This is a genomic window from Kitasatospora sp. NPDC057198 (assembly GCF_042670125.1).
Classification (GTDB): Bacteria; Actinomycetota; Actinomycetes; order Streptomycetales; family Streptomycetaceae; genus Kitasatospora.
This window is the reverse complement of sequence record NZ_JBHUWH010000223.1, coordinates 1-12188: the sequence shown is the minus strand read 5'-3', so window position 1 is coordinate 12188 and position 12188 is coordinate 1. Positions and strand designations below refer to the sequence as shown.

The following is a 12188-nucleotide window of genomic DNA, read 5'->3' as shown; positions in this document are numbered from 1 at the left end:
CGGGTCCGTGCTGCTGACGGCCGGAGCCCATCGAAGTGTCCGTGCTGCTGCGTGCAGTGACAGAACCAGAAGCCGATGCACGCAGCAGCAGTGAACCGTCAGCAGCCACGGACTCGCCGTTCCCCGAGCCCCTGAAAGCGAGCCCTCCCTACCGGTCGGCGGCCTGCGCCTTCAGCGCCCGCTCCACGCCCGCCCGCGCCTCGACGACCTGGCGGCGCAGCGCCGGCGCCGGGTCCGCCGAGGCGAGCCAGGCGTCGGTGGCGTCCAGGGTGGCCCGGGAGACCGCGTAGGAGGGGTAGAGCCCGCCGATGATCTGCTGGGAGATCTCGTGGCTGCGGGTCTCCCACACCTCCTTGACCGCGGCGAAGTACTTCTCGGTGTAGGCGGTCAGCAGGTCCCGCTGGTCGGGCTGCTGGAAGCCGGCGATGACGGCCTCCTGGACGTAGTTGGTGAGGGTGTCGGAGTCGACGACCGACGCCCAGGCTTCGGCCTTGGCCTCGGCGGTGGGCCGCGCCGCGCGGCAGGTCGCGGCGTGCTCCTGCCCGGAGGAGGTGTTGTCCCGGGCGAGTTCGGCGTCGATCGCGGCCTCGTCGGCGCGTCCGGTGGCGACCAGGCGGCCGAGCAGGCTCCAGCGCAGTTCGGTGTCGACGGCCAGGCCGTCGATCTCCACGCTGCCGTCCAGCAGCCCGGCGAGCAGGGCGAGTTGGCCGTCGGTGCGGGCGGCGCCGGCCAGCGTGCGGGCCCAGGCGAGCTGGTGGTCGCTGCCGGCGGGGGCCTCGCGCAGGGCGGTCTCCGCGGCGGCGGCCCAGCGCTGCAGGCCGGTCTCGCGCCAGGCGGGGTCGGCGTACAGCTCGAGGGCGAGCTTGACCTGGCGCTGGACGGACTGGACCACGCCGATGTCGCTCTCGCGCCGCAGGCCGGAGAGGGCGAGCGCCAGGTAGTCGCGGGTGGCGAGTTCGCCGTCGCGGGTCATGTCCCAGGCGGAGGCCCAGCACAGGGCGCGCGGCAGCGAGTCGGCGAAGTCGCCGAGGTGCGCGGTGACGACGGCGAGCGACTCGGCGTCGAGCCGGACCTTCGCGTAGGAGAGGTCGTCGTCGTTGAGCAGCAGCACGGCGGGCCGCTTGCGGCCGGTCAGCTGCGGGACGGCGGTGCGCGCGCCGTCGACGTCGAGCTCGATCCGGTCGGTGCGCACCAGCTTGCCGTCGGTGAGCTCGTACAGGCCGACGGCGATCCGGTGCGGGCGCAGGACGGCCTCGCCGCGGGCGCCGGCGGGCAGCGCGGGGGCCTCCTGGACGACGGCGAAGGACTCGATGGTGCCGTCCTCGGCGACCGACAGCTCGGGGCGGAGCACGTTGATGCCGGCGGTCTCCAGCCACGCCTCGGACCAGGTCCTCAGGTCGCGGCCGCTGGCCTCCTCCAGCGCGCCGAGCAGGTCGGCGAGCCGGGTGTTGCCCCAGGCGTGGCGCTTGAAGTAGGCGCGCACGCCCTGGAAGAAGGCGTCCTGGCCGACGTAGGCGACCAGCTGCTTGAGCACCGAGGCGCCCTTGGCGTAGGTGATGCCGTCGAAGTTGACCTGGACGTCCTCCAGGTCGTTGATCTCCGCCATGATCGGGTGGGTGGAGGGCAGCTGGTCCTGCCGGTAGGCCCAGGTCTTCATCTGGTTGGCGAAGGTGGTCCAGGAGTGCGGCCACTTGGAGCCGGGGGCCTCGGCCTGGCAGACGACCTCGGCGAAGGTGGCGAAGGACTCGTTCAGCCACAGGTCGTTCCACCACTCCATGGTGACGAGGTCGCCGAACCACATGTGGGCGAGCTCGTGCAGGATGGTCGCGGCGCGGACCTCGTAGGAGGCGTCGGTGACCTTGGAGCGGAAGATGTACTGGTCGCGGAAGGTGACGGCGCCCGCGTTCTCCATCGCGCCGGCGTTGAACTCCGGGACGAACAGCTGGTCGTACTTGGCGAACGGGTAGGGGAAGTCGAACTTCTCCTGGAAGTAGTCGAAGCCCTGCCGGGTGACCGCGAAGATCGCGTCGGCGTCCAGGTGCTCGCGCAGCGAGGGGCGGCAGTAGACGCCGAACGGCACGTGCTGGGCGCCGTTGTCGTAGCTGTCGAAGACGCCGACGTACGGGCCGGCGATCAGCGCGGTGATGTAGGTGGACATCCGGGGGGTGGGCTCGAAGGTCCACACCCGGGTGTCGCCGTCGCCGGCGGGCTCGGGGGTGGGGGAGTTGGAGACCACGACCCAGCCGGCCGGGGCGGTGACGGTGAAGGCGAAGGCGGCCTTCAGGTCGGGCTGCTCGAAGTTGGCGAAGACGCGGCGGGCGTCGGGGACCTCGAACTGGGTGTAGAGGTAGGTCTCGCCGTCGGCGGGGTCGACGAAGCGGTGCAGGCCCTCACCGGTGTTGGTGTAGGCGCAGTCGGCGACGACCCGCAGCTCGTTCTCGGCGGCCAGGTCGGGCAGCGCGATGCGGCTGTCGGCGAAGTTCTCCAGCGGCAGGGCGCGGCCGTTGAGGACGATCTCGGTCACGGCGGGGGCGACCAGGTCGATGAAGGTGGAGGCGCCGGGTTCGGCGGCGGTGAAGCGGACCACGGTGGTGGACCGGAAGGTGCCGCCCGCGCGCGCGGAGCTCAGGTCGAGCTCGATCTCGTACGCGTCCACGGCCAGGAGTGCGGCCCGGGTGCGGGCCTCCTCACGGGTCAAGTTGGTGCCAGGCACTCGCAGGACTCCTTCGTCAGGGCTCGGGTTATCGGGAATCCTCCCATGCGGGTAACGATCCGTGTTCGTGCTTGACTCCCCCTCCGAGCAGTACCGGAGCATAGAGTTCAGAAGTTGAAGCTGAACTTCAGACGAACCGCAAGTGCGCCCTGGAGGGTGGAACATGTCGACGGACACACCGGGATCGCAGTCCTCACTGCACCGGGCGAATCTCGAACGGGTGCTGCGGGCGGTGCGGATGGCCGGATCGCTGACCCAGGCGGAGATCGCCCGGGGCACGGGGCTGTCGGCCGCGACGGTGTCCAACATCGTCCGCGAGCTCAAGGAGTCCGGCACCGTGGTGGTGGCCGACACCTCCTCGGGCGGACGGCGGGCGCGCAGCGTGTCGCTGAGCGGGGACGCCGGGATCGTGGTGGGCGTGGACTTCGGCCACACCCACCTGCGGGTGGCGGTGGGCAACCTGGCGCACCGGGTGCTGGCCGAGGAGAGCGAGCCGCTGGACGTGGACGTCTCCGCGCAGCAGGGCTTCGACCGGGCCGAGCGGATGGTGGAGCGGCTGCTGGGCCAGGCCGGCTTCCCGGCGGACAAGGTGATCGGGGTGGGCCTGGGCGTGCCGGGCCCGATCGACGTGGAGACCGGGGCGCTCGGTTCGAGCGCGATCCTGCCGGGCTGGACGGGCGTGATGCCGGGCCAGGAGCTGGCCGGGCGGTTGAGCATGCCGGTGCACGTGGACAACGACGCCAACCTGGGCGCGCTGGGCGAGCTGGTGTGGGGCGCCGGGCGGGGCCTGGGCGACCTGGCGTACATCAAGGTGGCCAGCGGCGTGGGCTCCGGCCTGGTGATCAACAACCAGATCTACCGGGGCCCGGGCGGCACCGCGGGCGAGATCGGGCACATCACGCTGGACGAGGCGGGGCCGGTGTGCCGCTGCGGCAACCGCGGCTGCCTGGAGACCTTCGTGGGCTCCCGCTACCTGCTCAACCTCTTGAACGCCAACCACCCGGGCGAGCTGAGCCTGAGCAAGGTGGTGCGGCTGGCCCAGCAGGGCGACCTGGGCTGCCGCCGGGTGATCGCCGACGCGGGCCGGCAGATCGGCATGGGCGTGGCGACCCTGTGCAACCTGCTCAACCCCCGCCGGGTGATCCTCGGCGGCGACCTCGCCGAGGCCGGTGACCTGGTGCTCTCCCCGATCCGGGACTCGGTGGCGCGGTACGCGATCCCCAGCGCCGCCCGGCAGCTGTCGGTGGTCCCGGGCACGCTGGGCGGCCGGGCCGAGGTGCTCGGCGCGCTGGCCCTGGTGATGAGCGAGATGGGGGAGACCGGGGGACTCTGACGCCTCCGCCGGTGGGCCGGGGGGCCCGCTCGATATCGACTCAGCCTTCAGGAAGATAACGAAAGGGTTTGAATCAACGGCCCCCCGGTTTTACTTATTGACGACAAGCTCGGTGACGGGGTTGACTCCTGCCCACCTCGCCGCAACTTTCGCGGCTCTGTCAGGGAGGCTCCCCCCACCATGAACGCAATGATGCGTCGCGTCGCCGTCGGCACTGTCGCTGTTTCGATGGCTCTCACCATGGCCGCCTGCGGCAAGGCCGGCGACGACAAGAAGAGCAGCGACGCAGGCTCGAGCAACAACAAGTCGATCGGCCTGCTCCTGCCGGAGAACGCGTCCTCGACCCGTTACGAGTCCTTCGACAAGCCGTTCATCGAGGCCAAGGTCAAGGAGCTGTGCGCCGACTGCAAGGTCGAGTACAACAACGCCGAGGGCTCCGCCTCGAAGCAGAAGCAGCAGTTCGACACCCTGATCGCCCAGGGCGTCAAGGTGATCATCCTCGACGCGTTCGACGCCAAGTCCACCCAGTCGTGGGTCGCCGAGGGTGCGAAGAAGGGCGTCAAGGTCATCGCGTACGACCGTCTGGCCACCGGCCCGGTCGCCGCGTACGTCTCCTTCGACAACGAGAAGGTCGGCGAGCTCCAGGGCGAGGCCCTGGTCGCCGCGCTGGGCGACAAGGCCGCCGACGCCAACGTCGTGATGATCAACGGTGACGAGGCCGACCCGAACGCGGCCCAGTTCAAGGCCGGTGCCCACAAGGTGCTGGACGGCAAGGTCAAGAAGGTCGTCTACGAGCAGAGCGGCGAGTGGAAGCCCACCGTCGCGGGCCAGAAGATCGGTGCCGCGATCTCGCAGCTCGGCAAGGACGGCTTCCAGGCCGTCTACTCCGCCAACGACGGCATGGCCGCCGCGATCATCACCCAGCTGAAGTCCCAGGGCATCACCGTCCCGATCGGCGGCCAGGACGCCGGCCTCGACGCCATCCAGCGCCTCGTCTCCGGCGAGCAGTCGTACACCATCTACAAGGCGTACAAGCCGCTGGCCGACTCGGCCGCCGAGCTCGCGGTCAACCTGCTGCAGGGCAAGGACGTCAAGTCCGTCGCCGCCTCGACCGTCGACAGCGACACCGACAAGGGCATCCCGGCCAAGCTGCTGGACGCGAAGGTCGTCACCAAGGCGAACATCAAGGACACCGTGATCGCCGACAACCTGTACAAGGTCGCGGACATCTGCACCGCCGACTACGCCGCCGCCTGCACCGCGGCCGGCCTGCAGTAACACCCGCCGGGCGGGGGCTCCCTGACCACACGGGAGCCCCCGCCCGCACCGCTTCACCCCCCCGAGCAGTAAGCACTACGCACTACCCCGCGTGCCCGGCCCGGCACGCGGGACGGCCGTGCCGGAAACGTCAGGTCCGGCACGGGACTCAAGGAGTTGGTTCACGTGACAGGCGCACCCGTACTGGCGTTGCGCGGGGTCTCCAAGCGCTTCGGTGCCGTCCAGGCGCTCACCGACGTGCACTTGGAGGTCCACGCGGGCGAGGTCGTCGCCCTGGTCGGCGACAACGGTGCCGGCAAGTCCACCCTGGTGAAGACCATCGCGGGCGTCCACCCGATCGACGAGGGCGTCATCGAGTGGGAGGGCAAGGCGGTCAGCATCAACCGCCCGCAGGACGCCCAGCAGCTCGGCGTCGCCACCGTCTACCAGGACCTCGCCCTGTGCGACAACCTGGACGTGGTCGGCAACCTCTTCCTCGGCCGCGAGATCAAGCGCTTCGGCACCCTGGACGAGGTCGCGATGGAGAAGCGCGCCCGCGAGCTCCTCGACACCCTCTCGATCCGCATCCCCAGCGTCCGCATCCCGATCGCGGGCCTGTCCGGCGGTCAGCGCCAGGTGGTCGCGATCGCCCGCGCCCTGGTCGGCGACCCGAAGATCGTCATCCTGGACGAGCCCACCGCGGCCCTCGGCGTCGAGCAGACCGCCCAGGTCCTGGACCTGGTCGAGCGGCTCCGCCAGCGCGGCCTCGGCGTGATCCTGATCAGCCACAACATGGCCGACGTCAAGGCCGTCGCGGACACCGTCGCGGTGCTCCGCCTGGGCCGCAACAACGGCAGCTTCGAGGTGGCCGGCACCTCGCACGAGGAGATCATCTCCGCCATCACCGGCGCCACCGACAACGCGGTGACACGTCGTCAGGCCCGAATCGCGGAGGAAGCCAAGTGAGCACCGAATCCACCACCACGACTCCCGTCGAGACGGCCCCGCCGGCCATCGACCCGCGCCTGCTGGTCCGCAAGGAGGGCCTGGCCGGGTACTTCGACGAGTTCACCCGCAAGATCCGCAGCGGTGAGCTCGGCTCGCTGCCGGTGGTCGTCGGCCTGATCGTGATCGCCGCGATCTTCCAGTTCAAGACCGGCTCCTTCCTCAACGCCGACAACCTCACCAACATCACCAAGTGGATCGCGGGCCCCGGCCTGATCGCGGTCGGCGTGGTGTTCGTGCTGCTGCTCGGCGAGATCGACCTCTCGCTCGGCTCGGTGGCCGGCGCCACCGCCGCCATCACCTCGGTGCTCTCGGTCCGCCAGGGCCTCAACGAGTGGCTCGCGATCGTCCTGGCGATCGCCTCCGCGATCGCCATCGGCGCCCTGCACGGCTACTTCTTCGCCAAGATCGGCGTCCCCGCGTTCGTCGTCACCCTGGCCGGCATGCTGGCCTGGAACGGCCTGCAGATGCTCGTCCTGGGCACCCTCGGCACCGTCAACAACCCGATCGACGGCGTCGTCGCCAACCTGGACACCTACTTCCTGGGCGACGGCGACATCATCTGGGCCTGGCTGTTCGCGATCGTCACCATCGTGCTGTTCGCCGGCGGCCAGCTGCTCGACTCCCGCCGCCGCACCGCCGCCGGCCTGCCGGCCCGCCCGGTCAGCGAGATCGCGCTGCGCACCGGCGTGATCGGCGTCGTCGTGCTGGTCGCCGCCTACATGCTCAACCAGGACAGCGGCCTGCCGCTGCCGCTGGTGATCCTGGTCGGCGTCGTCGCGCTCGGCGACTTCGTGCTGCGCCGCACCGGCTACGGCCGGCAGATCTTCGCGGTCGGCGGCGGCATCGAGGCCGCCCGCCGCGCGGGCATCAACGTCGCCTGGGTCCGGATCTCGGTCTACATGATCTCGGCCGGCCTGGCCGGCTTCGGCGGCCTGTTCATCGCCTCCCAGCAGGGCTCCGCGGACAAGGCGCTGGGCAGCGGCAACGTGCTGATGAGCGCCATCGCCGCCGCCGTCATCGGCGGCACCAGCCTCTTCGGTGGCCGCGGCAAGACCTGGTCCGCGCTGCTCGGCGCGCTGGTCATCCAGTCCATCACCACCGGTCTGGACATGGTCCACGCCCAGCAGGCCATCCAGTACATGATCACCGGCGCGGTGCTGCTCGCCGCGGTGGTCCTGGACTCGGTCTCCCGCCGCACCCAGAAGTCCCACGGCCGCGGCTGACCCCCCGGCCCCACCCCGAACCGCGCGAGCCGCGCCCCATACCAGGGGTCGGCCGCGCGGTTCGGCGCGTCCGGCGCGCGGCCACCCGAAGAGCTGGTCGGGTTGCCCGCCGCACTACGGGCCGGTAATGGACATTAGACTCAAGCGGGGCGTACGCCCTCCGGGCCCATGCGGGCGCGAGAACTTGGACGAGGAGGAACGGGTGGCCCTGCTGACCCGCATTCGGGGACCGCGCGATCTCGATCGACTCACGCCCGCGCAGCTGACGGCGCTCGCCGAGGAGATCCGCGGCTTCCTGGTGGAGGAGGTCTCCAAGACCGGCGGCCACCTCGGCCCCAACCTCGGCGTGGTCGAGCTCACGCTCGCGATGCACCGGGTCTTCGACTCCCCGCGCGACCGCATCCTCTTCGACACCGGCCACCAGAGCTACGTGCACAAGCTGCTGACCGGCCGGCAGGACTTCTCCCGGCTCAAGATGAAGGGCGGCCTGTCCGGCTACCCCTCGCGGGCCGAGTCCGAGCACGACGTGATCGAGAACTCGCACGCCTCCACCGTCCTCGGCTACGCCGACGGCCTGGCCAAGGCCAACAAGATCCAGGGCCACAAGGACCGCCCCGTGGTCGCCGTGATCGGCGACGGCGCGCTCACCGGCGGCATGGCCTGGGAGGCGCTCAACAACATCGCCGACAGCCGCGACCTGCCGATCGTCATCGTCGTCAACGACAACGAGCGCTCCTACTCGCCGACCATCGGCGGCCTCGCCAACCACCTCTCCACGCTGCGCACCACCCAGGGCTACGAGCGCTTCCTGTCCTGGGGCAAGGACGCCCTGCAGCGCACCCCCGTGGTCGGCCAGGCGATGTTCGACACCCTGCACGGCGCCAAGAAGGGCCTGAAGGACTTCATCGCCCCGCAGGGCATGTTCGAGGACCTCGGCCTCAAGTACATCGGCCCGATCGACGGCCACGACCTGCAGGCCCTGGAGTCCGCCTTCACCAAGGCGCGCGGCTTCGGCGGCCCGGTCATCGTGCACTGCATCACCGAGAAGGGCCGCGGCTACCACGCCGCCGAGAACAACGACGAGGACCGCTTCCACGCGGTCGGCGTGATCCACCCCGACACCGGCCTGCCGGTGAAGACCTCCGGCAAGGACTGGACGTCCGTGTTCGGCGAGGAGATGGTCGCGCTCGGCCGCGAGCGCCGCGACATCGTCGCGATCACCGCCGCGATGCTGCACCCCGTCGGCCTGGCCCCGTTCGCCAAGGCGTACCCCGACCGGATCTTCGACGTCGGCATCGCCGAGCAGCACGCCGCGGTCTGCGCCGCCGGCCTGGCCACCAACGGCCTGCACCCGGTCGTCGCGGTCTACGCGACCTTCCTCAACCGGGCCTTCGACCAGGTCCTGATGGACGTCGCCCTGCACCGGCTCGGCGTCACCTTCGTGCTCGACCGGGCCGGCGTCACCGGCACCGACGGCGCCTCGCACAACGGCATGTGGGACATGTCGATCCTCCAGGTCGTCCCCGGCCTGCGGCTGGCCGCCCCGCGCGACGCCGAACAGGTCCGGCTCCAGCTGCGCGAGGCCGTCGAGGTGCCCGACGCCCCCACCGTGGTCCGCTACTCCAAGGGCAACGTCGGCCCCTCGGTGCCCGCCGTCGGCAAGGTCGGCGGCATGGACGTGCTCCGCCGCCCCGCGGACGGGAGCGCCGACGAGGCCGCCGACGTGCTGATCGTCTCGATCGGCGCGATGGCCCCGATCTGCCTGGAGGCCGCCGAGCTGCTCGCCGAACAGGGCGTCACCACCACCGTCGTCGACCCGCGCTGGGTCAAGCCGGTGGACGCCGCCCTGCCCGGCCTGGCCGCCCAGCACCGCCTGGTGGTCACCGTCGAGGACAACGGCCGGGCCGGCGGCGTCGGCTCCGCGATCGCCCAGGCGCTGCGCGACGCCGACGTGGACGTCCCGCTGCGCGACTTCGGCATCCCGCAGGAGTTCCTCGACCACGCCTCGCGCGCCGAGATCATGGCCGAGATCGGGCTCACCGGCCCGGCGATCGCCCAGAAGATCGAAGCGCTGGTCAGCGCCCGTTCCTTCGCCCGGAGCTGACCCCCCGGAACCTCCGTGGGCGCACCGTCCGGTCACCGCAACGACGGCCCGCCGGTGCGCCCATTGTCCGACCTTCGTACTCATTCCCGGACTGGTGCTCCTCCGCCCCTTCGCGCCCGGTAGGTTGTCATCCGTGTCCAATACCGCCACGAGCCGCCCGCGTGCCTTCGCCGACCGCCTCCACGGGCACGTCCGCGCCGGCTACTGGACCAGACTGGTCCCGCTGCTCGCGGTCCTGGCCACCGCCACCCACTTCCCCTCCTTCCTCCGCCCGGTCTGGAGCCCCGACGAGGGCTACCTCGCCACCCAGGCCCGGATGCTCGCCGACGGCGGCGTCCTCTACGACACCGTCGTCGACCGCAAGCCCCCGCTGCTGCCCTGGCTGTACGAGGCGTGCTTCGCCGTCTTCGGCTCCGTCTCGCTCTGGCCGCTGCGCGCCCTGGCGATCGGCGCCCACCTCACCACCGCCGTCCTGCTCGCCTCCATCGCCCGCGGCCGCTGGGGCGACCGGGCCGGACGCTACGCCGGGGCCTTCTACCTCCTGGTCTCCATCGGCCTCTCCCCGGAGGACACCCAGGCCGCCACCTTCGAAGTCTTCATGCTGCCCGCCATGGTGCTCGCCTTCCGCTACGCGGAACGCCGCCGCTGGCTGGCCGCCGGCATCGCCGTCGCCCTCTGCTCGCTCACCAAGCAGACCGGCGGCGCCGTCATGCTCCCCGTCCTGTGGATGCTCCTCCAGGACACCCGCCGCCGCGGCGTCCCCTGGCCGCCGGCCCTCGCCAAGATCGGCTTCGGCTTCGCCCTCCCGATAGCGCTGGTCGCGGCCATCCTCACCAAGCCCAAGGGCTTCCTGTTCTGGGTCGTCACCGGCTCCGGCGACTACGCCGGGCTCGGCAGCAACTGGCCGCAGATGCTCGGCCGGGCCCTCGGCAACTCGGCGATCCTGATGAGCGCCGGACTCGCCTTCCTGCTGCCCTACGCCCACCGCCTGTGGCTGCGCCGCCGCCGCAGACCCGTCCCCGCCCGCGGCCCCGAGCGCGGCTCCACCGCCGACCTGTGGGTGTGGCTGCTCTCCTCGGCCATCGCCGTCTCGGTCGGCTTCCACTTCTTCGGCCACTACTACCTCCAGCTGATGCCCCCGCTGGTCCTGCTCGGCGTCGGCGCGGTCGCCACCTCCGCCGTCCCCTGGCGCCCGGTCGCCGCGTACTCCGCCCTCGCCAGCACCTTCTTCCTCTCCCTCGCCGTCTTCTGGCCCGGCCAGCGCCTCACCCAGACCACCGAGGTCGCCACCGCCGTCGCCGCCCAGACCAGCCCCAAGGACACCGTCCTGGTCTGGGGCATGCACCCCGAGCTCTACTGGCTCGCCGACCGCCGCCCCGCCAGCCGCTACCTCACCGCCGGCTTCCTCACCAACTTCAGCGGCGGCAAGGGCGGCGAGAAGGTCGGCGAGGAGTACTCCGTCTCCGACGCCTGGCAGACCTTCGACACCGAGATCACCACCAACGGCCTCCCCCGCGTCTTCGTCGACGACTCCGGCACCGCCCCCTACCAGCCCGACAAGGTCCCGCGGATCGCCAGCCTCCTCGACACCTACTACGAGGTCGTCGGCGTCACCGGCGACACGGTCATCTACCGCCTCAAGGGCAAGTAAGCCCGAGGAAGCGCCCCGTCAGGGGCCCGGGGAACCCTTCGGCAGACGGGCATGCACAATCAGGGCCCGGTGAGAACGGCGGGATGCGAAATCAGGGGCCCGGGGAACGGCGGGTCCGTGCTGCTGACGGCCGGAGCCCATCGAAGGTTCGTGCTGCTGCGTGCCGTAAACAGAACCAGAAGCTCACGCGCGCAACGGCAGTGAACCGTCAGCAGCCTGGGCCTCGCCGTTCCCCGAGCCCCTGGTGGGGGCTCTCGCCGTTCCCCGAGCCCCTGGCGGGGCTCTCCCGTCTAACCGGCCCACCCGGTCAGCGCGGCGACCAGGGTCCCGGGCCGGAAGGCCGGATGCGGCGGCTCAGGGCACCCCGGCAGTTCCACCGCGCCGGGCACCAGGGCCAGCAGCGCGTCCACCGTGCGGCGCTGGTGGACGGGGTTCTCGGGGACGGCCGGCAGGACCGCCACCGGGAGCCGCAGCGCGGCGAGTTCGGCGTCGGTGGTGCCGCGCAGCGTCCCGCCGGCCAGCAGCCCGGCCGCCTCCGGCAGCGCCTCGCGGATCCGCCCGTCCAGCCGTTCGTCGCCCGCCGTGGCCGGCCAGGCCAGGACCAGCGAGCGGACGCGCTCCGGCGCCGCCAGGGCCAGCCGGACGGCCGCCGAGCAGCCGTTGGAGCCGGCCACCAGGACGGCCGGCGGTCCGTCCGGCAGGGCCGCCGCCAGGTGCCGGGCCTCGGCCTCCCAGCTGCCGGCCCGCATCGCCCGGTCGGGCGCCGCGACGGCGAGCCCGGCGGCCCGCAGGCCCGCCGTCACCCCGGGGCGGTGCCAGAAGGCGTCCGCGTCCATAGGGTCGTCCCACAGCCCGCCGTGCACCAGTACCAGCACGTGCCCCACGGCCCCACGCCCCCT

8 protein-coding genes are annotated in these 12188 nt (G+C 71.6%); 6 read left to right on the top strand and 2 right to left on the bottom strand.

Annotation, left to right across the window (positions count from 1 at the left end):
- Window positions 1-148: 148 nt before the first annotated feature.
- Window positions 149-2713, bottom strand: a complete 2565-nt coding sequence (pepN, locus tag ACFUEL_RS23500) for an aminopeptidase N (protein WP_380238707.1) — start codon at window positions 2711-2713, stop codon at window positions 149-151.
- Window positions 2714-2876: 163 nt separating this feature from the next.
- Between pepN and ACFUEL_RS23495 the strand changes: the two genes are divergently transcribed.
- From ACFUEL_RS23495 to ACFUEL_RS23470, 6 genes are all read left to right on the top strand, one after another.
- Window positions 2877-4046, top strand: a complete 1170-nt coding sequence (locus ACFUEL_RS23495; protein ID WP_380238705.1) for an ROK family protein — start codon at window positions 2877-2879, stop codon at window positions 4044-4046.
- A gap of 180 nt (window positions 4047-4226) precedes the next feature.
- The gene (locus tag ACFUEL_RS23490) at window positions 4227-5324 is read left to right on the top strand and encodes a substrate-binding domain-containing protein (protein ID WP_380238703.1); all 1098 of its coding nucleotides are present in this window, start codon (window positions 4227-4229) and stop codon (window positions 5322-5324) included.
- Between the two features lie 156 nt (window positions 5325-5480).
- Complete coding sequence (locus tag ACFUEL_RS23485) at window positions 5481-6269, top strand: ATP-binding cassette domain-containing protein (RefSeq protein WP_380238701.1); 789 nt, start codon at window positions 5481-5483, stop codon at window positions 6267-6269.
- Window positions 6266-7534 carry a sugar ABC transporter permease gene (locus ACFUEL_RS23480; RefSeq protein WP_380238699.1) on the top strand — a complete coding sequence of 423 codons (1269 nt, stop codon included), beginning with the start codon at window positions 6266-6268 and terminating at the stop codon, window positions 7532-7534. The genes ACFUEL_RS23485 and ACFUEL_RS23480 overlap by 4 nt, the downstream gene beginning before the upstream one ends.
- Window positions 7535-7736: 202 nt before the next feature.
- Window positions 7737-9638 carry a 1-deoxy-D-xylulose-5-phosphate synthase gene (gene dxs / locus ACFUEL_RS23475; protein ID WP_380238697.1) on the top strand — a complete coding sequence of 634 codons (1902 nt, stop codon included), beginning with the start codon at window positions 7737-7739 and terminating at the stop codon, window positions 9636-9638.
- A 133-nt stretch (window positions 9639-9771) separates the two neighbouring features.
- On the top strand, window positions 9772-11289 hold the full coding sequence (locus tag ACFUEL_RS23470) for an ArnT family glycosyltransferase (protein ID WP_380238695.1): 1518 nt from the start codon (window positions 9772-9774) through the stop codon (window positions 11287-11289).
- A gap of 290 nt (window positions 11290-11579) precedes the next feature.
- Here the strand turns inward: ACFUEL_RS23470 and ACFUEL_RS23465 are convergent.
- Window positions 11580-12188: alpha/beta fold hydrolase (locus ACFUEL_RS23465; protein WP_380238693.1), on the bottom strand; the 609-nt coding region annotated here is incomplete at its 5' end.